Annotated in this window: 21 protein-coding genes; 12 read left to right on the top strand and 9 right to left on the bottom strand. The window is 43.5% G+C overall.

What is annotated here, in order from left to right; genetic code table 11:
• Nucleotides 1-280: 280 nt before the first annotated feature.
• Entirely contained in the window at nt 281-406 is a 126-nt protein-coding gene (locus QUA36_RS22020) for a hypothetical protein (protein WP_333165309.1), read from the top strand.
• Nucleotides 407-629: 223 nt separating this feature from the next.
• On the top strand, nt 630-3,173 hold the full coding sequence (locus tag QUA36_RS22015) for a protein kinase domain-containing protein (RefSeq protein WP_333228800.1): 2,544 nt from the start codon (nt 630-632) through the stop codon (nt 3,171-3,173).
• 239 nt (nt 3,174-3,412) lie between these two features.
• Here QUA36_RS22015 and QUA36_RS22010 read toward each other — a convergent pair whose 3' ends face one another.
• Nucleotides 3,413-4,825, bottom strand: a complete 1,413-nt coding sequence (locus tag QUA36_RS22010; RefSeq protein ID WP_333459109.1) for a hypothetical protein — start codon at nt 4,823-4,825, stop codon at nt 3,413-3,415.
• Between the two features lie 77 nt (nt 4,826-4,902).
• Between QUA36_RS22010 and QUA36_RS22005 the strand changes: the two genes are divergently transcribed.
• Nucleotides 4,903-5,928 (top strand): hypothetical protein, encoded by a 1,026-nt coding sequence (locus QUA36_RS22005; RefSeq protein ID WP_333459108.1) that lies wholly within the window; start codon nt 4,903-4,905, stop codon nt 5,926-5,928.
• 251 nt (nt 5,929-6,179) lie between these two features.
• Here QUA36_RS22005 and QUA36_RS22000 read toward each other — a convergent pair whose 3' ends face one another.
• Nucleotides 6,180-6,503: a TMEM14 family protein gene (locus QUA36_RS22000; protein ID WP_190735279.1), complete on the bottom strand. Its 324-nt coding sequence runs from the start codon at nt 6,501-6,503 to the stop codon at nt 6,180-6,182.
• Nucleotides 6,504-6,628: 125 nt separating this feature from the next.
• On the opposite strand from QUA36_RS22000, the gene QUA36_RS21995 reads away from it, so the two are divergent.
• The 4 genes from QUA36_RS21995 (at nt 6,629) to QUA36_RS21980 (ending at nt 10,245) form a co-directional block, all read left to right on the top strand.
• Nucleotides 6,629-7,933 (top strand): ATP-binding protein, encoded by a 1,305-nt coding sequence (locus QUA36_RS21995; protein ID WP_333228794.1) that lies wholly within the window; start codon nt 6,629-6,631, stop codon nt 7,931-7,933.
• A 238-nt stretch (nt 7,934-8,171) separates the two neighbouring features.
• Nucleotides 8,172-8,618: a tellurite resistance TerB family protein gene (locus QUA36_RS21990; RefSeq protein WP_333228792.1), complete on the top strand. Its 447-nt coding sequence runs from the start codon at nt 8,172-8,174 to the stop codon at nt 8,616-8,618.
• Between the two features lie 153 nt (nt 8,619-8,771).
• Nucleotides 8,772-9,197, top strand: coding sequence for a thioesterase family protein (locus QUA36_RS21985; protein WP_333459107.1), 426 nt, complete (start codon nt 8,772-8,774; stop codon nt 9,195-9,197).
• Between the two features lie 76 nt (nt 9,198-9,273).
• Nucleotides 9,274-10,245 carry a putative 2-dehydropantoate 2-reductase gene (locus tag QUA36_RS21980; RefSeq protein WP_333459106.1) on the top strand — a complete coding sequence of 324 codons (972 nt, stop codon included), beginning with the start codon at nt 9,274-9,276 and terminating at the stop codon, nt 10,243-10,245.
• 101 nt (nt 10,246-10,346) lie between these two features.
• Here QUA36_RS21980 and QUA36_RS21975 read toward each other — a convergent pair whose 3' ends face one another.
• The 4 genes from QUA36_RS21975 to menA form a co-directional block, all read right to left on the bottom strand.
• A complete protein-coding gene (locus tag QUA36_RS21975) occupies nt 10,347-11,765 on the bottom strand; it encodes a 2-succinylbenzoate--CoA ligase (RefSeq protein ID WP_333459105.1) in 1,419 nt (472 codons plus the stop codon).
• Between the two features lie 69 nt (nt 11,766-11,834).
• On the bottom strand, nt 11,835-12,950 hold the full coding sequence (locus QUA36_RS21970; RefSeq protein WP_333459104.1) for an o-succinylbenzoate synthase: 1,116 nt from the start codon (nt 12,948-12,950) through the stop codon (nt 11,835-11,837).
• An 11-nt stretch (nt 12,951-12,961) separates the two neighbouring features.
• Complete coding sequence (gene menH / locus QUA36_RS21965) at nt 12,962-13,762, bottom strand: 2-succinyl-6-hydroxy-2,4-cyclohexadiene-1-carboxylate synthase (protein ID WP_333459103.1); 801 nt, start codon at nt 13,760-13,762, stop codon at nt 12,962-12,964.
• A 133-nt stretch (nt 13,763-13,895) separates the two neighbouring features.
• Nucleotides 13,896-14,792 (bottom strand): 2-carboxy-1,4-naphthoquinone phytyltransferase, encoded by an 897-nt coding sequence (gene menA, locus QUA36_RS21960; RefSeq protein ID WP_333459102.1) that lies wholly within the window; start codon nt 14,790-14,792, stop codon nt 13,896-13,898.
• Nucleotides 14,793-15,219: 427 nt separating this feature from the next.
• Between menA and QUA36_RS21955 the strand changes: the two genes are divergently transcribed.
• Nucleotides 15,220-16,653 (top strand): isochorismate synthase, encoded by a 1,434-nt coding sequence (locus QUA36_RS21955; protein WP_333459101.1) that lies wholly within the window; start codon nt 15,220-15,222, stop codon nt 16,651-16,653.
• Nucleotides 16,654-16,761: 108 nt separating this feature from the next.
• Here the strand turns inward: QUA36_RS21955 and QUA36_RS21950 are convergent, their stop codons facing one another.
• Nucleotides 16,762-17,058, bottom strand: a complete 297-nt coding sequence (locus tag QUA36_RS21950) for an antibiotic biosynthesis monooxygenase (protein ID WP_333165277.1) — start codon at nt 17,056-17,058, stop codon at nt 16,762-16,764.
• Nucleotides 17,059-17,131: 73 nt separating this feature from the next.
• Here QUA36_RS21950 and menD point away from each other — a divergent pair, with 73 nt between their 5' ends.
• Nucleotides 17,132-19,039 (top strand): 2-succinyl-5-enolpyruvyl-6-hydroxy-3-cyclohexene-1-carboxylic-acid synthase, encoded by a 1,908-nt coding sequence (menD, locus tag QUA36_RS21945; protein WP_333459100.1) that lies wholly within the window; start codon nt 17,132-17,134, stop codon nt 19,037-19,039.
• Nucleotides 19,040-19,083: 44 nt separating this feature from the next.
• On the opposite strand, the gene grxC is transcribed toward menD, so the two are convergent.
• Nucleotides 19,084-19,398, bottom strand: a complete 315-nt coding sequence (gene grxC / locus QUA36_RS21940) for a glutaredoxin 3 (protein ID WP_333165275.1) — start codon at nt 19,396-19,398, stop codon at nt 19,084-19,086.
• A 251-nt stretch (nt 19,399-19,649) separates the two neighbouring features.
• Here grxC and QUA36_RS21935 point away from each other — a divergent pair, with 251 nt between their 5' ends.
• Nucleotides 19,650-19,865, top strand: coding sequence for a hypothetical protein (locus tag QUA36_RS21935; RefSeq protein WP_172188518.1), 216 nt, complete (start codon nt 19,650-19,652; stop codon nt 19,863-19,865).
• 173 nt (nt 19,866-20,038) lie between these two features.
• Here the strand turns inward: QUA36_RS21935 and QUA36_RS21930 are convergent, their stop codons facing one another.
• Nucleotides 20,039-20,905: a WYL domain-containing protein gene (locus QUA36_RS21930; protein ID WP_333459099.1), complete on the bottom strand. Its 867-nt coding sequence runs from the start codon at nt 20,903-20,905 to the stop codon at nt 20,039-20,041.
• 88 nt (nt 20,906-20,993) lie between these two features.
• Here QUA36_RS21930 and QUA36_RS21925 point away from each other — a divergent pair, with 88 nt between their 5' ends.
• Nucleotides 20,994-21,203 carry a hypothetical protein gene (locus QUA36_RS21925; RefSeq protein WP_333228775.1) on the top strand — a complete coding sequence of 70 codons (210 nt, stop codon included), beginning with the start codon at nt 20,994-20,996 and terminating at the stop codon, nt 21,201-21,203.
• Nucleotides 21,204-21,272: 69 nt separating this feature from the next.
• Nucleotides 21,273-23,813, top strand: coding sequence for a hypothetical protein (locus QUA36_RS21920; RefSeq protein ID WP_333459098.1), 2,541 nt, complete (start codon nt 21,273-21,275; stop codon nt 23,811-23,813).
• Nucleotide 23,814: the final 1 nt, after the last annotated feature.

Below are 23,814 nucleotides of genomic sequence, written 5' to 3'. Positions count from 1 at the left end.
CAAATTTTCGGTACACGATTTGTCACCCTAAATATTAAAAAATATTAAAACACAAAGCTAGTCGATCGCCCGAAAAGTTATTTTGACCGAAAGCATCCAGGATACAAGCCCCCGGATTCATCCGTGGGGTCAATGCTTCAATCTAAAATCTAAAATCTAAAATCTAAAATCGATTGACCGCCTCTTTTGCTATAATTTGTGAGCATCTTTCGGCTCGCCCGCAGCGAGGGGCAAGACCCCTCACCCAGACAGCGACCGAAAAGCCGAGGATAGATATCAGTTGTCAGAGGATATTGGAATGGGCGAATTTGTGACAGTCGATGTGTTGGCGAACGGGATAGCGGTACTTGGTGCTTTGGGATTTTTCTTTTTAGGATATCAAGCTTTGCAGATGTTGAAAAAATAATGTATGGAAGAAGAAATAAAGAAGAAAAAAGAAGGAAGAACTATTAGCTCGTCGCTTCCCCCAAACCCATAAAAAAAGGGTAGTAGGGGGGGACAAGAACATTCTTTCGCTCCCCTCAAACCCCTGAAAAACGAGGATTTAGGGAGCGAAACTCAAAGACAAGTGACTCAACAGTGCAACTGTTTCTTGCGAAAATCAACCAAAAAAAGGCTGCGTTATTATCATGGTGAGCCAACTTTTAGATGGACGCTATCAAATCATTGAAGTCATAGAAACAGGAGAATTTGGACAAACATATCTTGCCAAAGATATTCGCCGTCCTGGAGAACCGCAGTGCTTTGTCAAGCACCTGCGTCCCGGTACTACCGAACCAAAATTAATTAATACTACGCGCCGTCTTTTTCAAAAAGAAGCAGAGGTTCTAGAAAAGCTCGGTCAACATGACCAAATTCCTCAGCTATTCGCTTATTTTGAAGAAAATGAAGAATTTTTCTTAGTTGAATCCTTTGTTGCTGGTCACTCGCTATCAACCGAGATTGTACCGGGCAAGCCTCTAACTGAAGAAAAAATGATTCCTTTGCTGAAGGAACTGTTAGAAATTTTAGTATTTGTACACGGACAGGGCGTAATTCACCGAGATATTAAACCGGCTAATTTAATTCGCCGCTATTCCGACAACAAGTTAGTTTTGATTGACTTTGGCTCGGTGAAAGAAATTCACATCGCTCAAAGACAAGCGCCGGTAACGGTGCGGATTGGCACTCTGGAATATATGCCGATCGAACAATTTCAATACAACCCGCAACTCAACAGCGATATCTACGCTTTGGGAATGATTGGCATCCAAGCAATGACGGGTTTGCCGGCTTACGATTTGCCGAAACTGCGGGATTTGAAAAATTCTAATAAAGGCGAAATTGTTTGGCGGCATTTAGCCACGTGTTCCCAAGCGCTGGCCGATGTTTTAGACAATATGGTGCGCTACGATTTTCGGGAGAGGTACCAGTCGGCGGCGGAAGCTTTAGCCGATTTGAGGAAAATTGGCGATCGCTCGCGGGCGCGGATTCCCAAGCTAACAATATATCGCGAAGAAGTCGATCGGCGCAGCAGCAGCCGGGGTGATATTACAGTCGTCGGTCGGAGAATATTAGATGAACTGCGCGTCAGTCTGGAATTGCTGCCAGAAGAAGCAGAGGCGATCGAAGATGAGGTATTGAACCCTTACCGGAAATATAGGGAAAAAGGCGAACGCTACGAACAATCACTGCAAGAAGCAATGCAGCAAGAATATCCCTTTTCTCTGGAAACTCGCGACGAATTAAAACGCTTGCAGCAAGTTTTAGGGCTTACCGACGAAGATGCCGCAAAAATCGAAGAATTAGTCATTCCTAAATCTTTATTTGCTAAATTGTACAAGGCGATATCCACAGTTTTAGAGGGACACCGCAACCCCAATCCGTCACCAGCGAGTAGCGCCCCTCACCTCGAATTGCAGGCAAGTCCGGCGGTATCCCCGCAGCTAAATCTGAACGGAAAAACCGATTTCTCGTTAGCGCAGCCCGCCCCTACGGGGGCTACGCCAACGGAGAGGATCGCCAGCCCAGCAGCACTTGTCCCCAAAGAAACTCGCAAATTCAATCCTTATCTTGCCGGGGCAACAATGGCGGCTATATTAGCTGCGATCGGCGGAATTTACGGATATCTCAAATGGCAAGAATGGCAGCAGCTAGTCCAAAAAGAATCTCAACAGCTCAATCAAATTGCAGGTCTCTATAAAGCCAGTAATTATGAAGACTGCATCAGCCAAATACCAACAATTGCCAACACTTCCAGCACCTATTCGTCCGCTCAGGAGTTACAAGAACAGTGCCAAGCAGGTTTGCGGTGGAAGAACGCCAAAGTCAAAAATTTCGCTCAGCATTCAGATGCCGTTGGGTCTGTTGCTTTCAGTCCAGACGGCTTAATGTTAGCCAGCGGCTCTAAAGACAAAACCATCCAAATTTGGGATTTAGCTACAGGCAAGTCGATCCGCACTTTTCCAGGAGATTCCTCCACTATTTGGTCAGTTGCTTTTGACTCAGACGGTACGAAACTGGCAACTGGAACCGGTTTTTGGCGAGTCATGCTGTGGGATTTGAAAACAGGGCAAGTGATTCGCAGTCTCGACCATACTGCTTCTGTTTGGTCTGTCGCTCTCAGCCCCGACGGACAGCTTGTCGCTAGCGGTAGCGGAGACAACACCACAAAGATTTCGGATGCAGCCACTGGCCGTTTGATTCAGAGTTTTCCCGACCATACAGATTTTGTTTATTCTGTTGCTTTCACTCCAGATGGAAAAAGTTTGGTTAGCGCTTCTAAGGATAAAAAAATTACAGTTGTGGATGTCGCAACAGGGGCGTTGCTCAAAACTATTGAGGGACACGGCGAGCCCGTGAGGTCGGTTGCTGTTAGCCCAGACGGCAAGACAATTGTTAGCGGTTCATACGATGAAACTATTAAAATCTGGAATATCGAAACAGGAGATTTAATTCGCTCTATTCAGGGACATTCTGACGATATTGTCTCGGTTGCTATCAGCCCGGACGGGAAGTTTATTGCGAGTGGGAGCAAGGATAAAACTATTAAAGTTTGGGATTTTGCTACCGGAGAATTGCTGAATACTTTGACGGGACATTCCGATGAAGTTTATGTGGTAACTTTTAGTCCCGATGGCAGAACTATTGCTAGCGGTTCTAAAGACAATACTATTAAGTTGTGGTTGAGGTAATCAGAAGGAAGAAGGAAGTTCGGCAACGGATTATGTAACGGATGTAACGGATGTAAAGGATAGAAGGAAGAAGCAAGAAGGAAAAATAGTCCTTGACGCACAGACTATACTTGTAGGGTGGGCAGTGCACACCTTACTACTACAGATAGTGTAACAATTGAAAATTTGTGTCTACGACTGAAGAAGTCAGTCAATAGTCAACAGTCAACAGTCAACAATATCCATTAGTCATTGGTGATTTAATTGCTATAATTCAGCTCGTTTTTTAAGTTTGGGGGAAAGTGCCAATAAGGAGTTTCTAATTCGTCCTCGGTTGGATAATTTTCAGTTGAGTTCTCTCGAATTTGAAAAAAGTGGTAGAGGTTAGCGACAGTTAAATCGGATATTTCTTGCCAATTCGAGGCAGCTAAAGCTTGATAACCAGTAGCGATCGCCTGCTGGCTGACATAAAATTCGTATCTCCGGCGGATTTCCGGCGACACAGCGAAGGTTAGCTGGTCGCGCAAGGATAGAAAGTGAGACTTTTGCTTTAAACTTTCATAAAGTGAAGGTTCCGCAGCTAATACCGCGAATGTAGTGTACACGCTGCTTTTTAACGTTTCGACGGCGAGTTTATCTAAACTAGCTAACTGGTGCTGCTCTTTTGGAGACAAAGTTTGCATCCAATCAACCTCATTTTGCCAAAATTCTATTACACTTAAATCATGGCCGAGAATCCTAGTAACTTCGGGAAATAAAAAATCTAGTTCGAGTTCGGATTGACATCCTTTAACAACAGTTAGAAGATTTTGACGAATTTTTGATTGCAGTTCCACCAGGCGATCGCTCACCATATCGTAGGCCCGCTGCAAGTGAAACGTGACCCCGATCGCCTGCTCGATCGCCCAAACACATTCCATTTGCCTGAGTTGTCCAGCAGAACACAGCCCCTCCAACAAACTAGAATTATCATAAATTTTTAAAGCCTCAAATAGCATATCCCGCCCGCTATTAATTTCGGAATTCCGAAGTTTAAGATCGGGCACTGTCAGGGCTGACTGACAACGTTTGATAGCTTTAGAAAAAATCTCATAACCGTTAACCAGTTTCTGGCGGTGCATTTCAAAACTAGAGTCGTGAGCCACCTTAAAAATCTGCTGGATCACCTCTACTCCCCTATCTTTGAGGATGTGTCTGAGATCGATAAATCCGTCTTTAATTTTTAGCTTCTGGTGCTTGGCCTCTTCTCGGATTTTTAATACTTGGTTGAGGTTTACTGCTGACAAAACTGTGCTCGATACAGCGCCCATACCAATGACAGCAGCAGTCGCTTGCATCACTGCCAAATTAATTTTCAGACAGTTAAGCATTCTGTATATTTTTTGAAACCCCTGATGAGTTTGAGCCACCTGCAACGGCGCCACTGTCACGTACACGGGAGCTACCAGCGGCTGTATGGGGCCACCTCCGGCTAACTGTGCGAGCAATCCTATAACTCCGCGCGAGGATAGAGTTTCACTTCTTGATTGATAAAAAATTTTTGCGATCTCCACAAACTCCCCTGTCACCGGATCTCTAGCAGCAGGGAGCAATTTTCCTGTTTTGGCAGCAGGCTGTACAAGGTTGCCACTATTGAGTCGCGCCTGAGTTGCAGGGGTGAATATATAATCCATGTAGTGACTCAGTTTCCATTCAAAAAGGCAGATGTTGTGTATTGTATGCTGTTTAGGGAAACGAGAGATGAAAGGAAATGAATGAGTATCTCAAGGCATTCCAGGCTATTACCCTGTTTAGCGATCGATTGTTGGCAGACGAATATCAATCCGTGGAGATTAAACAGTCAGCTACCCAACTCAGTTTAGATGTGGAACCTTGTATTGACGAAATTAAGCAATCTGCCATCAGACTCAAGGGGCTACTTCAGGTATGTTTCAAAGATGTATCTCAGGCTGAGGATGTCTGGAATAGCAAGCCGAGAATTGCTGGAGCATCGCCTGTTGATGTCTGGGAGCAAATTGGCGAACTAAGCGGATGCGATGTGAGAATTCGCAGTTTAGGAAAACAGGGCAAATATGATGCTGTTGTTAAAGTTCGCAAATCTTGGAGCGACAAGGCGACCAAGTTGAAAAATCAGTGGTTTTTGTGGGATAAAAACCCTCAAGCCTGTCAAAGAGATACTATTGGTTTTTTTGAAAAAGATAATTTGCACAAAGAGTTGCGGAATGAAGTGGATTCCCAGGCAGATCGAGTGATTTTAATTATGGAGCATGAACTAAGTTTAATTTTTAAAGAATTACAATCTATTGATATAGAAAAAATTGAAGTTTGTATTGAATGCTTCGACCTAAACAGTCAGTCGAAATTTAGAGAGCGACTACAATCAATAGGCGGGGAGATTGTATCGAAGTTTACGGAGCCACTGAAATATTTGCCAGATTCTTATATGAAGAGTTTTAAAGAAACGCTGAAAGAACCTGTAGAAACTCTGGTTCATAAAAGCAATCTGGGAATCAGTTTGGTCGATTTTGAAGATTCCTGTAAAGTGATTGGGTCAATCCTGGAAAATGTGATTTTAGCAATTTTTGAGGAGCGCATGAAACTGGCAATTCAAACAGTTGAAAAAGCGATTAAATTCTACAATAATTTTTTAGAGAAGCAGGCGCGGTATCAGAAAGAGACGCCGGAACAGCGAGCGGCGGAAAAAGATTGGATCGAATGCCAGCGGCAGCAAATCAGGGAAATTCAGCAGTATATTGATGCAGTCATTAGTCATTAGTCATTAGTTATTAGTCATTAGTCATTAGTCATTAGTCATTAGTCATTAGTTATTAGTCATTAGTTATTGGTCACCGGTTATTGGTTATTGGTTAGTAGTTATTGGTTATTGGTTATTGGTTATTAGAACGAACAACTAACAATTAACAAATAACCACTGACCACTAAAAACAGTCAACAGTCAACAGTCAACAGTCAACAGTCAACAGTCAACAGTCAACAGTCAACAGTCAACAGTCAACAGTCAACAAATTATTGATATTGACCGCTGATTTCGTAAACGATCGCGCCCAAAGACGCTAAGCTAGCTAAAATTAGCATTCCGGCAGGCATGAATTTTTGAGTTTTAACAAGGCGCACAATAAAGACTATTACTAAAACAGCCGAGATGGCTGCTGCTAATGTTAAACCCCAACTTTGTCCCATAAGCTGCGCGGTGCCGGCAAAAATTAGGAGGGAACCGCTAATCAAGCCCGAAATGAGCGAGGCTTGGCTTTTGGCCTTGATATAACCCATGATGCCGCCAACCAGTGTTAAAATGCCGTAGCCGATCGCTGCTGCTGTCCCTAAATTCATTTTTAATCCTCCAGATTTCACAAGTGCATCTAAATTTATACAGCGCAGCCTGCAATTAATGTCACGAATTGTTAGAAAATTTATTAAAGCCAGTCAGGATATGTAACTGTTATACAATTGCCATTATGTCAGCCCTAACTTCTGGTGCGATCGCCCAAATCCGTTACCTCCAGCGCCAAGCAGCATCCCTGCTGCTGTATCAATCAGTTCTCAAAAGCCCCGCAGGTCAAGCTTTTCTCGATTTGCTGCAAGCCCTTCACCACAGCGAAGTCAGCGGTTTGGAATGTCAGGTAGCTTACGGGAACTGGTTCAAACTTCAGGCTGCTAAAAATTTAAGCTGGAAAGATTCTCTGATTTCCGAAATTCTCAAAGACGAAAACCCCTTTTCTCGCCGAGCACAGCAAACAGATTTTGCAAGTTTGCCCCCCGCTTTGGTGGAGGCCGCCCGACATGATTTAGAAGTGCTGCAAAATATTTACGAATGCAGCAGCGAACAGTTGAGCAAGTGGGTGCGGGTAGCGGGTCAACTTGACGCAGTGCCTCCGATTTGGCATTCAGAAACTGTAGCAGAACAGGGAGATTTGCCGCTGCACGGAAAACTAGAAAAATGGTCGAGCGCTACGGAATCTTTGGCAGCTTATTACCGACAGTTTGGCACGGGTTTGTTTGCCGAATATCGCGCTTTTGCGTGGCGGGAAGGGCAGTTGGCGAGTATTTCCCATCCCGATCGCATAACTTTAAAAGAGTTGGTTTGCTGCGATTGGCAACGGGATGCTCTGGTGAAAAATACGGAGTTTTTGCTGGCAGGTTATCCGGCTTTGCACGTCTTGCTGTACGGCAGCCGCGGTTCGGGTAAGTCTTCTTTGGTGAAGTCGCTATTAAATGAGTTTGGATCTCGCAATCTGCGCTTGATTGAAGTATCTAAATCTGATTTGCAAGATTTGCCGCTAATTGTCGAGCAGTTGCGGGGAGTTCCTCAAAAGTTTATTATTTTTGTGGACGACCTTTCCTTTGAGGAAGATGATGATGCTTTTAAAGCTCTGAAAGTTGTCTTAGAAGGAAATGTCACTGCTCGCTCTCAAAATGTGGTAGTTTACGCCACATCTAACCGCAGGCATTTAATTCGAGAGTTTTTTGACGACAGACCTCGCCCCCACGATGGAGACGAAGTTCACGCTTGGGATACTGTGCAGGAAAAACTTTCATTTAGCGATCGATTTGGCTTGACTTTAACTTTTGAGCCGGCAGATCAAAACACTTATTTAACAATTGTCCGACATCTGGCAGAACTTGCTGGAATCAAACTCGCTCCCGATGATTTGGAGCACCGCGCTAAAGAATGGGCAACTCGTCGCAATGGGCGATCGGGCAGGACTGCGCGGCAGTTTGTTGATTTTCTGAAAGCAGATTTAGCCATTTTTGACAAGTAAATGGTCTGCGCTGGCAGGGCGGGTTTTACCTGAAATACGGGAAGGCAATTCAGGAGCTAAATAAACCCGCCTTTGCCGCACCAAATGGCGAAAGAAAAATTCTTAAGTTTTTCATAATTTTATTGATAATAAATAACTAACAAAATTTGATATAATTATCAAAATCCCCAAAGAAACCTCCAGAGCCAGAACCCATCCTGACTCCATAAATCGACTACTAAATAATGAGGAAAATATCATGGGTTTATTTGATAAAGTATCGCAGACTCGTCAAGAAACGGACGTAACGTTAGGGCCGGCCGAAGCATTTGCGGCGATCGCGCTAATTGCCGTAGCAGCCGACGGTTACATCAATGACAGCGAAAGTAAAGCGATTAGCATGACGCTATCTCGGATGCAACTGTTCCGCAGTTATCCCGATGACGTGATGAGAAAAATGCTCGATCGCCTGCTGATGGTTATGCAACGGCAAGGAGTGGAGGTACTGTTTAATGCCGCTTTGGCAACGCTTCCCGACGAACTTAAAGAAACAGTTTTTGCTGTGACAACTGATATCGCTTTAGCAGATGGCGAGGTTTCAGAAGAAGAAGAACAACTTTTGAACGATCTTTACAGTGCATTGGGGATTTCCGAAGATATTGCCCTCAAGATTATAGACGTGATGTTGATTAAGAACAAAGGTTAAGAAATCAGTGGAAGGAGTGAGGAGAGCGAGTTTTACAATATAAAAAATTAGCGCCTACTTACTTAGCTAATAACTTCTCCAAAAGTGCGGGTTTACGGATATGATGGTTGGTAAAATTCAGATCCAATTTGCGATCGCCAGCTACTACCTCAAATGCCTTTCACTTACACCCGTACTGTTCGCTTTCAAGATACCGATGCTGCTGGAGTCGTTTACTTTGCTAACGTTTTGGCGATGTGCCACGAAGCTTATGAGGCATCTCTAGCAGCATCGGGAATCAATCTCAAAGAATTTTTCAGCAATCCCCAGGTTGCCTTTCCCATAATTCATGCTAGTGTAGATTTTTATCGCCCAATGTTTGCGGGCGATCGGCTGACGATTCAATTGACGCCCAAACAAGTTACTGGCGATGAATTTGAAATTGCCTATCAAGTATTTTCTGAGGAAGTTGCAGGAAGAAGCGCTGCTAAAGCTCTGACTAAGCACGTTTGCATTGATGCAGTTAGCCGAACTCGAAAACAGCTATCGGAAGACTTGATGGAGTGGATGAGGAAATTTGAGATTGAGATTTCAGATTAGTTCTATCTTTAAAAAATAGCAGGGTATGAGAGTCAAATTTCTGTTTTGTTGATATTATTTCTGACTTTTTGATATTATGTCAAATCGCAATTATGCCATTGTGGGCACGGGAGCTTTAGGCGGATTCTACGGTGCTAGACTGCAACAAGCAGGTTTAGAAGTCAATTTTTTGCTACGTAGTGATTACGATCAGGTCAAAAAACACGGTTTGATTGTCGAGTCTCCCGAAGGCGACTTCACCCTCCCCCACGTCCGCGCCTACCACGACGCGCACAAAATGCCTAAGTGCGACGTAGTAATTGTAGCGCTGAAAACAACTCAAAATCACTTGTTGCCCAAAATTTTGCCTCCTTTATTAAAGGATAACGGCGCGGTTTTAGTATTGCAAAACGGATTGAATGCCGAACCGGAAGTAGCTAAAATTGTTGGTGCAGAACGAGTGGTTGGCGGGCTGTGTTTTCTCTGCTCTTATAAAGTTGGGCCCGGTCACATCTGCCACCTAGATTACGGCACTATCACGCTGGGAGAATATGCCCAAGACTACAAAGCAATCGGTATTACTGATAGATTGCACAAAATTGCTGCGGACTTTAAACGTGCTCATATTCCTATTAAAATGAGCGAAGATTTGCTATTGTCAAGGTGGAAAAAGCTAGTTTGGAATATTCCTTATAACGGGCTGTCTGTAGTGTTGGATGCCAGAACAGATGAACTGATGGCTAATCCCGATACTCTGATTTTAGTCAAGGAAATCATGGGGGAAGTGATAGCTGCCGCCAAAAGTTGCGATCGCATTATTCCCGATGACTTTATCCCACATATGCTCGAATACACTGAGAAAATGAAGCCTTACCGCACCAGCATGAAAATCGATTATGATGAATCGCGGCCCCTGGAAGTTGAGGCGATTTTTGGTAATCCGATACGGGTGGCGCAGCAAGCAGGTATTAAGTTGCGGCAAATAGAGGTACTTTACCGAATGTTAAAGTTTATGGATTTTCAAAGGCAAGAAGCGGAGAGGACGAGAAGGCTATTAGGTTTGTCGTAATTAGTCAGTTGACTGTTGGCTGTTGACTGTTGGCTGTTGTCAGGAGTCGGAAATAAGCATGATAAATTCTGCCTTCTGCATTGATTGCGATCGCCTAATAATTATTGATATTCGAGAGCAATTTTTTGCAATTGTTCTCGATTAACTTTGCCTTGAGAATTGCGTGGCAATTTTTCGACGATTACCCAATATTTCGGTCGCTTAAACTTGCTCAAGTTATCTTCCATTGCCGCTTGCAGATTTTTGACAGTAACTTCGGAATTAGCGGGAACGTAGATAGCCGTAACGACTTGACCCCAATCTTTATCGGGCAAGCCAATTACAGCAATATCCGCAACTAAATTAGTCGATCGCACAACGGCTTCAACTTCCGCCGGAAATACATTTTCTCCGCCTGTGATAATTTTGTCGCTGCTGCGTCCGACGATATTTAAGTAGTTATTTTTATCAAAAAATCCCAAATCGTCTAGTTGGAAATATTGGCGATCGGCAAATTGTTCAGGATAATAACCCAACGCCAAAGATTTAGCATTTACCGCAATATTTCCGATTTGATTATCGCACATAATATCGCCATTTGCACTGCGAATAGTTATTTTAGCGTGCGGTAATATTTTACCGGAACTGTTATTGCCCGCGAGAAAATCTTCGGGTTTTAGTGTAGCAATTTGCGAGGCAGTTTCGGTCATGCCGTAACTGGGCGCTAATTTGATTTGATAGTTTCTAGCTGTTTCTAAAAGTTCCGGCCAAGCGGGAGCACCACCCAAAAGTACGGCACGAAACCGTCGAAGCCAATTAGCTGTATCTGGGTTTTGCAGCAGCCGTTGCAGTTGAGTTGGGACTAAAGAAATGAAAAACTCTTCTGGTTCGATGTCGCTTTTTTTACCATTTTCTAATTCTTTAAATGGTTGAATTGCTAGTTTTCCTCCGGTACTAAAGGAACGCATGAATTGCATTAAACCGCTGACGTGGTATAATGGCAAAACGCAGAACGAGTTGATTTTGTCAACTTGAAAATATTGTTGAAAACCTTGTACTGATGCGGTTAGTGTTTCCCAAGTGTGGATAGCAAAACGGATTTTTCCTGAAGAACCGCCGGTGGGAATCATAATCGTATCAGAACCGCTTTTTGTCGGCGAATGGAATTCGCGGCTATACACACGAAGTTCGCCTTCGCGGACTGGGATATGGGGATTGTTGGGAAGCGGGTATTGTCCCAAAATTAAGTCGGGTTGGACTAAATCAAAGACTTGTTGCCATTCTGGTTTTACCCAGTTGGGATTGCACAGAAAAATCGGGCATTTGGCGGCGCGGGCGGCGATGAAACTTGCCAGAAATTGCACTGGTTCTGGTTCTGCGATGCAAATTTTTGGGGATGTTTTTTGTGGGGAATTTTGGGTGATTTCTTGAAATAGCCGATCGACAATTCGGGCAAATTCGCGACTGTCACAACCGATAAACCAATTATCGGGCAAGCTAGCCGCGATATCCAGGATATTTACTGTTAGATTTGTTGCCATAGATGCTTTCACCAAGTTTCTCGATTCAAAACAATTACCTAACCCGCTTGATTTAGTTGTGGGAGTAATCTAAAATCTAAAATCTAAAATCGAATGATTGTCATCGAACCAGCAATCGGTGCCGAAACCGAGGGCTCTCTTATTTAAAGACAATTGTGTTGCTAAATTTAATGCTGCTTGTCTGCCGATTTCGGTTTCAAATACTGATGAGAAAACAGCGTCTATATTGTGAGTTTGACAAAATTTTCGCAGTTGAGATGGAGAACCGCAGATCGCAGGTTTAATGACGAAAATGCCCCGCCAGCCTTGGTTGTAGCACTCTTGGATGCGATCGAGGTTGGCGGCAGATTCATCAAGGGCGATCGGAGTTGCATAAATAGCATTTAATTCTACCATTTCCTGAAACTGTGTTACGGGCAGCGGCTGTTCCAAAAATTCAATGTCTGCAGAAAAATCGGGAGTTGCTTTTACCTCGTCGCAAGCTTCCAGCCATGTTTTAGCCTGCGAGTAACTGAGTCCCCCGTTGGCATCTAAGCGCAAAAATGCCGATTCTCGATCGCACAAATTGTGCATTGCTTCGATTAGCTGATGAAAAATCTTTAATTCTTCCTCAATTGCAGCAACACCAATTTTCCATTTAAACGTCCGATATCCCTCTAACCAAAGCACTTGCAGAGCCTGCAAAGCTATTTCACCTGCTGGCAATAAACCGCTAAACCGATTTTTTTCTTCCTCATTCCCAACCTCTGTCCATTCGTGACTGCTTAAGACTGAACCCGCAATAAATGTCGATTTTAGGCGAAGTCTCGATCCCCCTAAATCCCCCTTAATAAGGGGGACTTTGAGAATATTTCTTGTCCCCCCCTTATTAAGGGGGGTTAGGGGGGATCTAGAGTTTGATAGTGCTGACTCAAAGCCAAATTGACAAGCCGGCAATTCAGCGGAAATAGCAAAAATCATCTCTGATGAAATATTACCGGGCAACTGGTGACATAAATCTAAAGCTTGCTCAAAACTTTCGGAATCAAACCAACTCAAAGGGGCAATTTCTCCCCAACCAATTTGATTATTTTCGCCCACAAGTCGCAGGATAATTCCTTCGCGAATATCCCAAATACCGTGACTTGTTTGCAGTGGACGCTTAAATTTTCGCTGATAAGTGCGAAACTCGAATTGATAAAGCATTGGTTTTTTAGTTAATCATAAAATTGTCTCACAACAGATCCAAACTTATCAATATTTTCAAAATGGATATTGTGACCAGCTTTTGGTACAATTTCCAGAAGGGCGGCTGGACACAAGCTGGCAATTTCCGTATTTATAGTTGTAAATTTATTATCATATTCTCCAGCTAGCAAAAGGAGAGGGATTTGATTTTGTGCCAGTTTTCCCCAGAGAGAGGGCTGGTTGCCGGTTCCCATGTTGCGGAGGGATTTGGCTAATTCTAAGGGATTGTTTGCTAAGCGGCTTTCTATGAGTTTGTCGAAGTTGGGAGAATTTTTTAAAGATTTGAATAAAGGGCGATCGTACCAGTTTAATAAAAAATCTTTAATGTTGCTATTTTCTAGCTTTTGTGCTAGCTGTAAATCGGCTTGCCGGCGGTGCGATCGCTCTTTTTCTGTTTTCAATCCTGGCGAAGCTGACTCTAACACTACTTTCTCGAATCTTTCTGGAAAATGTAATGTCATGTAAAGTGCCAATCGCCCGCCCATTGAATAGCCCAACAACAAACATTTGTCTATTTGTAAATTATCCAATAACTCGATTAATGCTTGGGCAGTATTTGACATATTGTAGCAACTTTCGTCGTTGTTGACTTCAGTTTTTCCGTGACCGGGCAGGTCAACTGCTAAGCAGCAATAACTGTTAGAAAGTAAGGGAATGACGCTGCTAAAGTCTTGACTGCTGCCCGTGAATCCATGCAAAAATAAAAGTGTCGGCTGATTCTTGTTGCCAGTTAAGGAATAGTGAAAGTTATAATTATTAAATTTGTCCATATATAATTATACGATTCAATATGAGGTATGGATTGCTAAATTAAAGAAAATTTTGAGAAGTCACCCAACTCCACCAACTCCCTCAACTTAGCAAACCATACCTCCATTTTACCGAAATTCTCGATCGCCCGATCTACAAAGCAAACCCCAACGCCAGCAGCAATCCGCTCGAAAAATGCAGCGTAACTGCGATAAACTTAGAGTTGCTGACCTTTCCCGGTTGGTCGTGATAGTCTGTGACATGGCGGCAAAGGTCGATCGCAAATGGCAAACTCCCAAAAATCAACAGAGTCCAAATTTGGAACATTCCCACAGCCACAAATAGCACAGTCAAAGCATAAACGCTGCCGCACAACCACTGCAACAACTGGGCACCTTTCTTTGTACCGAGTCGCACAATTGGCGATTTTTTACCCGCCGCCAAATCATCCGCAATTTGATGAAAGTGGGAACAAAATAAGATGATACTCGTAGTAATTCCCACGATTGCCGAAGCCGCAAAATTAGTGGCAGACCAAGTTTGAGTCTGACTGTAATAAGCAGCGGCGAAGGCTAGCGGCCCAAAAGTGAAAAAGCAGATTATTTCCCCTAAACCCTGATAGCCAAGACGAAACGGAGGCCCTTGGTAAGTGTAGCCGAGAGCACAGCACAAAACTACTAGCAAAATTACTGTTGGGTCTTTTTGCCACCAGCTTATGGCGCAGATTCCAGACACTCCGACTGCTAAAAACAGATTGGCTAGCCCGAAAATTAAAGCTTTATTTCCGGTTAAGTTAACTAGGGAATGCGCTTTGTTTTTATCGATGCCTGTTTCCGAGTCAAATACATCATTGCTGAGATTCAGCCATGCTATAATCAAAATGGCTGACATTAAAAATGTCGAAAAAATTGACGAATTAATCGTTTGAGTTTCGGCAAAAGCAATGGCTGTTCCTACTGAAATAGGAATCACCGCAACGCTGTACATAGGCGGCTTGATTGCCGCCAGCCACAATTTACTATTTGAACGTTCAATTAACTTTGTTGTCATTACACAAACTTGATTCAATTGATAGCAGCGTAGTAATTTTACAATTTTATTGGTGAAGAAAGTCTACTCTGTATTGGGTTGAGTGCGTGGGGGGCATCCCTTGAGAGGCTTTGCGGGCGATCGCACGCCCGGTAATGCCCGCCTGCAAACCTCTGCGGGGTCGATCGCATGAGAGTCGAAATTGAGTCGCTCAATCTTAAAGTTTTATGTCTAAATGTTTCGATTGATCGCGCGTTGGCGAAGTCCGCCCCTACGGGGGCTACGCCAACGAAGAAGATCGTCTGTTTTTTGCCCCCCGCTGAGCCCAAACTTTCCGGGAAACTCGAAAGGTCATGTTTTGCGATCGCCCTCCCGTGCTTAGATCGAAATAGGGGTTTTAGCCGGACAAACCCACACTCTATCTGACAAATCTGCTATTCTCGCTTTCATGACAGTAATACCGCACCGCGCTAATCTCTTGCAAAACCGCAATCAACTGCATCAGTTTCTGTTAAATTGCCAGCAGTCTTTAACCGAAAAAGATCGCACAAAAATAGTTAGTATTTCTCAGGAAATTTACCCCGTCGATCCGCTAGCTGTACTGCAAGAGATTTCCGAACCTTGTCAGCGGCACTTTTACTTTGAAAAAAGAAACCCAATTGTCGGCAAAAGTTTTGCGATCGCAGCCCTCGATTCGGCAATCCATCTCACAGTAGCAGGAACCGATCGATTTACCTTAGCTCAAAATTTTATTCGTTCAACACTTGCCAATACAATTACCATTGGTGCGGAACGCTTGCCATTTAGCGGGCCTCACTTTTTTTGCAGTTTTACTTTTTTTGATGAGAACATTGCGGCTAATTCTTACTTTCCGCCCGCTACCATATTTTTACCAAAATGGCAAATTTCCAGACAGAAAGATAGCTGCATTATCGTCGCCAATGCCGTCATAGAAAAAGATATAAACATTAAAACCATCGCCGAAAATATCTGGCAAACATTTGATAAAATTGCCTCTATAAAATACCATAAATTAACTACTGTGTTCGACAGCTCGATATCTTTGAAACAAATCCCCGTCAATGAGGCCAGTCAATTTAAAACATCAGTCAAGTCGGCTTTAGAATTGATAAAATCTCAATATTTTAGTAAAATTGTTTTATACCAAGCCATAAGTGTAATTTCTAAAACCCCTTTCAATTTAATAGATTCCTTAAATAACTTGCGCCTCAGTTATCCAGATTGCTATGTATTTTCAACCAGTAACGGCAAAGGTCAAAATTTCATCGGTGCCAGTCCAGAACGCTTAATTAGCATTCACAACAATCAGTTATCAACCGATGCTTTAGCAGGTTCAGCACCGAGGGGAAAAAGTGAAGCAGAAGATGCGAAACTAGCCCAGGGGTTGCTAGAGAGTGAGAAGGATATTCGAGAACATCAAGTTGTGATTGATTTTATAGTCCATCACCTTTCTAAACTAGGCATAACCCCCAATTGTTCCCCAACTCCCCGACTGCTGCAACTATCAAACATTCAGCATTTGTGGACACCAATCACAGCTCAAATTCCCGCCAATATTCATTTATTAAAGATTTTAGCTCAACTGCATCCAACCCCAGCGGTAGCAGGCGTTCCGAGAGACATCGCCCTCGAACAAATTCGCCGCTGCGAAACCTGTGATCGCTCCCTCTACGCAGCACCCATCGGCTGGATCGATGCCCGTGGCAATGGGGAATTCGCGGTCGGGATTCGATCGGCATTAATCGACGGCGATCGGGCTATACTCTATGCTGGTAATGGTATTGTGGCAGGTTCCGAACCGGAAAAAGAACTAGCAGAAATTCAGCTCAAATTACAACCACTTTTAAATGCTTTAGTCTAATTCAGCTAATTTTAATCCGCTCCCAGAAACCGGGTTTTTTACGAAAAGACGCGTTATAGCCCGAATATTCCGTAAAAACCCGGTTTCTTTGGTTGGACGTAAGTCATGTTAATTAATTTTCACCTCCTCAAAATGTTCTACTATGGGAAAAGGATCGTAAAAATGGTGAAGCATTCTTTTCCACTCTTGATATTGGTCGGAATTCCTAAATCTAATGGTATGAGCTTCTAAATTTTCCCATCTAACCAATAATAGATATTTTCCTTGAACTTCTGTACAGCGATGAAGTTCGTGAGATAAATATCCATCTATAGACGATATCAGACTGGAGGCTTCTCTAAAAGCTATCTCAAAATCACCCTCACAGCCAGATTTGACATTAAGCACAACCGCCTCAAGAATCATAAAAATGTATCCTGACAATTATTTGAGTATAATATCCTAGCACAATACAGAGTTGAGCTACTCAGGTTTAGCAATGCCAATAGATTTTCGCAACACAAATACCGTCTGGGCTTCCGTATTAGCAGAAACTTTGCAGCGGTTGGGATTAACTACCGCCGTGATTTGTCCCGGTTCGCGATCTGCACCCTTAACAATCGCTTTTGCCCAGAACAACAAAATAGAAACTATTCCCATACTCGACGAACGTTCAGCCAGCTTTTTTGCATTAGGAATCTCCCAAAAATCCGGTTTACCAACCGCACTAATTTGTACGTCGGGAACCGCAGCCGCCAACTTTTATCCTGCGATAATAGAAGCCAGAGAAAGTCGAATCCCGCTGCTAATATTCACCGCAGATCGACCTCCTGAATTGCGGGACTGTCACGCCGGACAAGCGATCGACCAAGTGAAAATATACGGCAATTATCCGAACTGGCAAGCCGAATTAGCGATACCTTCTGCGTCCAGAGGAATGCTAGACTATCTGCGGCAGACGATCGTGTATGCTTGGGAGCGATCGCAATTTCCAACACCAGGCCCCGTCCACCTCAACATCCCGTTTCGCGACCCACTTGTACCCGTTCCAGACATAGCTGTAGAAGCTTTAGAAACACAATTCAATCCCGAACATTTCTTTGCAGGATTAGAACCAATTTTTGCAGGAGAAAGCTCTACCCCCCCCTTGTTAAGGAGGGGAGCAGAAAGTACAATGCAACAATGGCAAAAGTGCAGCAAAGGGATTATTATTGCAGGCGTTGCACAGCCTCAATTAGCCGGAAAATACTGTAGTGCGATCGCCCAAATTTCCAAATCCTTAAACTGGCCAGTTTTAGCAGAAGGACTATCCCCAGTCAGAAACTACGCCCAACTAAACCCCCATCTAATTTCCACCTACGATTTAATCCTGCGAAACCGCGAACTAGCAGATAAATTAACCCCAGAAATCGCCATTCAAATCGGAGACTTTCCCACAAGCAAAGAATTGCGAAACTGGCTAGACAAAACCCAACCAAAACGCTACATAATCGACCCCAGCCACCACAACTTCGATCCGCTACACGGCAAAACCATTCACCTGCGAACCTCCCCTGAAAATCTCGCAACTAATCTCGCAACTATATTAACTCTTGTCCCCCCCCTTATTAAGGGGGGGTTAGGGGGGGATCGAGCCCCTGCTACCACTAATACCCCCCCTCAAATCCCCCCCCTTAACAAGGACGAATCAACTCAAATCCCCCCCCTTAGCAAGGGCGGGTTAGGGGGGGTTCAAACCTCTCCCTCAAACGAATACCTCCAACTTTGGCGCAACACCGAAATCCAAGTCAGACAAACAATAGACCAAAAAATATCAGCAATTAACAACATAATCGAACCCAAAGTTTCCTGGCTGCTTTCCCAAATTTTGCCACCGGGAACACCGATATTTATTGCCAACAGTATGCCCGTCAGAGATGTAGAGTTTTTCTGGAAGCCGAACAACTTAGAAATAAAACCGTTTTTCAATCGCGGCGCTAACGGTATAGACGGCACATTATCAACTGCTTTGGGAGTTGCTCACCGCAATCAAAGCAGCATCATGCTAACAGGCGATTTAGCACTTTTGCACGATACAAACGGCTTTTTAATTAAAAATAAATTTGTAGGTCATTTGACAATCATATTAATTAATAACAACGGCGGCGGAATTTTTGAAATGTTGCCCGTTGCCAAATTTGACCCGCCTTTTGAAGAGTTTTTTGCCACGCCGCAGCAGATAAATTTTGCTCAGTTGTGTGCAACTTATGGGGTGCAACACGAGGTTATTGACGATTGGGAACAGTTCAAAGAAAAATTAAATTTGCTACCAAATAGCGGGATTCGGGTCTTAGAATTACAAACAGACAGGCGATCGGATGCTAAATGGCGGCAAGATAATTTAGGTAAATTTGCCAAAGATTTGTAAATTTGTAGGTTGAGCAGGTGGAACCAAACCCAACCTACACTAATTTAAACTGCTGGTTGAGCTAGCAGCGAATCTAACTGTCCTTCTGCATCAAGTTTGTGAATGTCATCGCATCCGCCTACGTGTTGGTTATTAATGAAAATTTGGGGCACGCTGCGGCGTCCGTTAGCGCGTTCGGCCATTGCTTTTCTAGCGGCTTCGTCGCCATCAATTTTGTATTCCGTGAAATTTACGCCTTTCCACCACAGCAAAGTTTTGGCGCGGATGCAGTAGGGACAGGTTTGCCAAGTATAGATTTCCACATTGGCTTTGATGCGATCGGGCTTGCGGCCCAAAATGGGATTGAGAAAATCAAGCATTTTTATTACGGGGGTAAGGGTGGAACTCATTTAGAAATCATACCCAATGTATAAATTCCGCTGGTATGGGCGCATCTGCCAGAGGTTGGTTTTAAGCTGTCGGGCGATCGCCCTGTGACCCAAGTCACAACTTTACTGTATTCGGATCACTTGCTTTCACCCCTGACAATCACCTTCGCGGCCTCATTAATATCACCGATCTTTTGAGGAAACCAGAAGATGATAAATATATCGAATTCAACCGCACTGCCATGCACCCCGTACAACTCCTCCCCGGCGCTATCTCTGAAATCCTCGCTTCTGTAACCGATACAGGCGTTTTGACTCTGGCGGATCGCTACGGTTTGATGGCCGCCACCTTCGACGACTCTCTGAATGACGAAGACAGAGGCTGTGTCAACCGCTTGTTGCGGGCGGTGCTCAGAGGCCGAGTCCAAGTAGTCAACGAACTTTCCGCAGCATTCTAATCGGGATTTGAAGTTTTGTTCTGAAGGCAAGGTGAGTCAGCGGTAGATGAAAATAGTGGAAACTCAGGCAGGAGTGGAAACAGCGGTAATTTGAATTCGATTTAAAGTTTTCTCCTCTAACTCAACAACGGTTTATTTGTCAAAGCAGCCTTTACAGGCTGCTTTTTTTTGATCTAATCGCGGATTTCGATGTTGTACTGGCGGCAGAGGGCGATCAGTTTTTGTTGGAAGCGATCGCGCACGCTGTCTGGAGACACAATGACGCAATCTTCGCCGTAACGGAATACCTCCCGAATCAGCCAAAAGGGATTAGAGACGCGCCGCACGACTTGGCGGACATCTCCGATGACTTGATCTTCCTCACTGATATCTTTTTGCCTGCGTTCGTAAGCTTTTACCATGCCACGATAAAAGTGTAAGTACACTTTCAAAAAATCTAAGCCTTCCTCGCGCCACTCTCCGTCCATTGGCTCAATAGCCTTGATGCGATCGAACCGCAAACACCGATTGTGAACAAGTTCGGGATAGTCGGGATTTTTGAGATCGTTAGTCTCTTCGCACCAGATTTCCAAGTAAAAGCGCTTTTCTTCAAAGGAAATCTCCGCGTAGCGCACTGTAAACTCCAGTTCCTCGTCTTGAGCGTTCAGGTAGAGCAGGCGGAAAGGTTGCTGGTTATTGAGGTGTTGATCGACGTGAGTTCGCCATGCCACGCTAGGCTGATTAGCTAATTGCCAAAGCGATTGACGCATCGGCGCTTCAAGCTCTCCTTGGTCTAACAGCAGACTTAAAAGGGTTTGAGCTTGTCCGGCGTGACCTGAATCTGTCAGGATTTTAGTGGCTTGCAGTAGCGCTTCCACCTGAGTCTGGTTCAGGGTAAAGAGTTTGCGGACTTCCGGCGTTTGTTGGGCGATCGCGACGATCAACCCCGAAGGACTGGGACTTTTGCCCCAGAAAATGTTCAAGCGGCGAGCTAGCTCCTCTAGCTGCTCCTTAGTTCCCGGCGGAACTGACAGTGTAAGTGTTTCTTTTTTCCTAGACATCGGTAAAATATACTTGCATTATTCATAATAATCTGCAATACTCTACTTATTGTACTTAAGAAAGCCTGACAGCTTAAGGCAGCCTGCCATGAAAGAAAGTCTTACTGATCGCCTACTGCAACTGATGTCCGATGGGCAGTGGCACTCAACAGAGGAATTGGTGGCAAAAATCAGTCATCGGTTTTCCGCAACGCAGCACGTTTTGAAGAAGCGGGGTTACAAGTTTGATAAGCGACGGATAGAAGGACAGCACCACGAATATCGGTTGGTGACGAGTCCGAAAGCGAGCGCTTCTTAAATAAACTTTCTCAGATATTGGGGGTAGTATCTACTACTCCTAATATTCAGCTACTGGAGGTAAATGACTGTGAATTGGAAGCAACTCTCTTTGTTTGATGATTTGGATGAACAGCCTCAAAAAGTCTCAAATGAAGACGCTATGGATGAGATTACTAACTCTGACATCAGCATTCTTTTGAGTGCCTTAGCTGCTAAAGTTATTTCTGACCGTCAAAGGTCAGAAGTAATTACTAAATTAGCAAATCAGTCAGAGGCGGTAGCGATCGCGCATTCTTTCAGCGACTCTGGTCTAGTTAGAGAACTCAGACTCAGGCGCAGTCAAGAAAAAACTCAGCTACCAAAACTCACTTTCACAGGCGATCGCGTTATCTATCAAAATCAAGAAATTGGCAAAACTCAGATTCTGTACAAATCGGCGTTACCAGGAGAGCTACAAGCCAGATTATCTATTGAAAGCGCCATAGATAGATTTTTAGAGTATTTGCAGAAGCAATATCAAATAGCGGTACTCCATGAAAGTGACTATCACGTACAGGTTTTTATTCCCCATCGAAAAGCACCAGCAGACTTTACTCAATATTGGCGAGAGTTTATCGAAAATATTGCTTTCTCAACTTATGGGGATACCAAGCACAATTTACCAGGATTAGTACAGACATTCATTGTCATGCTCAATAGTGTCACTCTAGCCGGACGCGGTTTCAGTACCTTGGAAATTCCGATTTTGACGCCAGAGCAATCTAATGTTTTAGCCGCTTGGTATTTGGCAGTTGTTAGGGAGGTAGAAAAGCGTCAAACAAAGCGTAAAAATGATATTGACTATCTCAAAAAAGAACTGGATAATCCCGAAGTAAGTGCAAAAGACCGCACATCTTCAGCAAAAAAGTTACAAGACAAGGAGGAGATGCAGTTAAAGGAAGCGAAAAAGTACAATGAAGCTTTTCAAAAGTCCTTTGGTAAAGTCCTGAAAGAGCAACAGTCTATAACGCAAGAGCTAAATCAAATCCAAAGTGAATTGGCAGACTCAGGATTAACGAAAGCACAGAGAAACAAGTTACAAAAACAGCAAGATAAGCTAGTTACTCAAATCATTTTTACTCAAGAGTCTCTCCAGCAAAAGATTCGTTTATTTGCAGAGTCAGAGGGTGAACCATTTAAGTTTATTCAGTGCGATCGCGAACAAAACTCTGCTCGGTTCAAAGATATTGTTAACATTTCTAAAACTTTCACTAAAACGGCTACAGACCAGATCAATGCAACTCGTGGAGACATCTTTACTCAGTGTATTCTAGAGATGTATCGCCTTTTAGAAAATCCACCAAGCGATCCATTCCCTGAACCATTGCTGAGCGAACAGCCAAGTATCAAAGAAGTGCGATCGGCGGGAGATGACGGCAAACATTTTTGTTACTCCTGTGGCGTTAGTCTCCAAGATGCTAAATGGAAAGTAGCCAGATTTATGTTCGAGCGACCCTCCCAGCGTCGTCAATCATCATCAAGCGAAGATCGACCCTATATTTGTGCTTCCTGTTCGGCCTTGGCCTTTGCTTCACCCCTGAAAGTTACTGATGAAAGTATCATTTTGAAACTTGAACCTGTCAATCAAAGTGAACCTGCTAAACTCAAAGTTAAAGACTACATTAGAATGTTAACCAATAAAGAGTTACATTTAAGTGCAGGTCGATATGTAGTTTTAGCCTCCGATCGAACAGGTGGCGGTGATTTAGCATCCCAGAAACTCGGTCAGCTTCAATATGCACTAGCCAAAGTAGCATCAATCTTTCCTCTTGAGGTTTTAGCTGATTTTAAATTCTCGCTAATTATTCAGGGAAGTCAGTCAAAACAACTAGCCAGTAGACATCTAGTGTTCATCAAGGGAATGATCGAAGGTTACAGTCAATCAATTGTAATTACTGGTAAGGAAATTAATATGACTCTGGGCGATGCTGTTCGCTATATAGAGGATGATTTACCCTTTCTTGCTGAATACGATGTGACCAAGACTGCTGCTAAAGTCAACTATTTGCAACTAGAGAAAGTTCGCCAACTCTACTGGAAAATCATTCGAGAAGACTTGAAATTACAAGGAGTAAAGATGGATTCATTAAACCAAATAGCTAAACGAGCAAAATTATATAGGGATGTGACAGCTTTAACTGGCTTAACCTATGCCTTTGCTCAATCTTTGGAAAGTACAGCTCAAAAGGCAATGAAAATAGAAGATGCAGAAAGAGAAGTCAGCAAAATTATTGAAAAAGTTGATGACGCGGTTGCTTTTTGCTACTACGCTACCCTTGGGGATGAGAAAAAAATTAATGTCCAAGCGCGGCTTTACTGCAACCCAGAAAACTACTTTGTTTATGAACAGACAAAGAACTTATTGGAGGAGTTGAAAATTACCAATAGAGAAGGAAAAGATGCAGAGAAACAGCAGACTTGGCTGACTCTTTATGCTGATGATGTGATGAGAGCTTATACCTACTTTGCTGAAAATGGTTACAGTCAAGACAGAGAGTGGAATGAGTTAACTTATAACTTAAAACTTTCTCTCTACACTCGTTTTCCTGAATTGGTTCGCAAATTGAAATCTACAACGGAGAAAAACTAAT

It is taken from the genome of Microcoleus sp. Pol10D4 (genome assembly GCF_036701555.1).
Lineage (GTDB): Bacteria > Cyanobacteriota > Cyanobacteriia > Cyanobacteriales > Microcoleaceae > Microcoleus.
This window is presented reverse-complemented; position numbering and strand designations above follow the sequence as displayed.

Bases quoted from the DNA above. Each gene is read 5' to 3' on its own strand.
- QUA36_RS22015 (WP_333228800.1), top strand. From the start codon at position 630: ATGGTGAGCCAACTTTTAGATGGACGCTATCAAATCATTGAAGTCATA.
- QUA36_RS22010 (WP_333459109.1), bottom strand. From the start codon at position 4,825: ATGGATTATATATTCACCCCTGCAACTCAGGCGCGACTCAATAGTGGC.
- QUA36_RS22005 (WP_333459108.1), top strand. From the start codon at position 4,903: ATGAATGAGTATCTCAAGGCATTCCAGGCTATTACCCTGTTTAGCGAT.
- QUA36_RS22000 (WP_190735279.1), bottom strand. From the start codon at position 6,503: ATGAATTTAGGGACAGCAGCAGCGATCGGCTACGGCATTTTAACACTG.
- QUA36_RS21995 (WP_333228794.1), top strand. From the start codon at position 6,629: ATGTCAGCCCTAACTTCTGGTGCGATCGCCCAAATCCGTTACCTCCAG.
- QUA36_RS21990 (WP_333228792.1), top strand. From the start codon at position 8,172: ATGGGTTTATTTGATAAAGTATCGCAGACTCGTCAAGAAACGGACGTA.
- QUA36_RS21985 (WP_333459107.1), top strand. From the start codon at position 8,772: ATGCCTTTCACTTACACCCGTACTGTTCGCTTTCAAGATACCGATGCT.
- QUA36_RS21980 (WP_333459106.1), top strand. From the start codon at position 9,274: ATGTCAAATCGCAATTATGCCATTGTGGGCACGGGAGCTTTAGGCGGA.
- QUA36_RS21975 (WP_333459105.1), bottom strand. From the start codon at position 11,765: ATGGCAACAAATCTAACAGTAAATATCCTGGATATCGCGGCTAGCTTG.
- QUA36_RS21970 (WP_333459104.1), bottom strand. From the start codon at position 12,950: ATGCTTTATCAATTCGAGTTTCGCACTTATCAGCGAAAATTTAAGCGT.
- menH (WP_333459103.1), bottom strand. From the start codon at position 13,762: ATGGACAAATTTAATAATTATAACTTTCACTATTCCTTAACTGGCAAC.
- menA (WP_333459102.1), bottom strand. From the start codon at position 14,792: ATGACAACAAAGTTAATTGAACGTTCAAATAGTAAATTGTGGCTGGCG.
- QUA36_RS21955 (WP_333459101.1), top strand. From the start codon at position 15,220: ATGACAGTAATACCGCACCGCGCTAATCTCTTGCAAAACCGCAATCAA.
- QUA36_RS21950 (WP_333165277.1), bottom strand. From the start codon at position 17,058: ATGATTCTTGAGGCGGTTGTGCTTAATGTCAAATCTGGCTGTGAGGGT.
- menD (WP_333459100.1), top strand. From the start codon at position 17,132: ATGCCAATAGATTTTCGCAACACAAATACCGTCTGGGCTTCCGTATTA.
- grxC (WP_333165275.1), bottom strand. From the start codon at position 19,398: ATGCTTGATTTTCTCAATCCCATTTTGGGCCGCAAGCCCGATCGCATC.
- QUA36_RS21935 (WP_172188518.1), top strand. From the start codon at position 19,650: ATGCACCCCGTACAACTCCTCCCCGGCGCTATCTCTGAAATCCTCGCT.
- QUA36_RS21930 (WP_333459099.1), bottom strand. From the start codon at position 20,905: ATGTCTAGGAAAAAAGAAACACTTACACTGTCAGTTCCGCCGGGAACT.
- QUA36_RS21925 (WP_333228775.1), top strand. From the start codon at position 20,994: ATGAAAGAAAGTCTTACTGATCGCCTACTGCAACTGATGTCCGATGGG.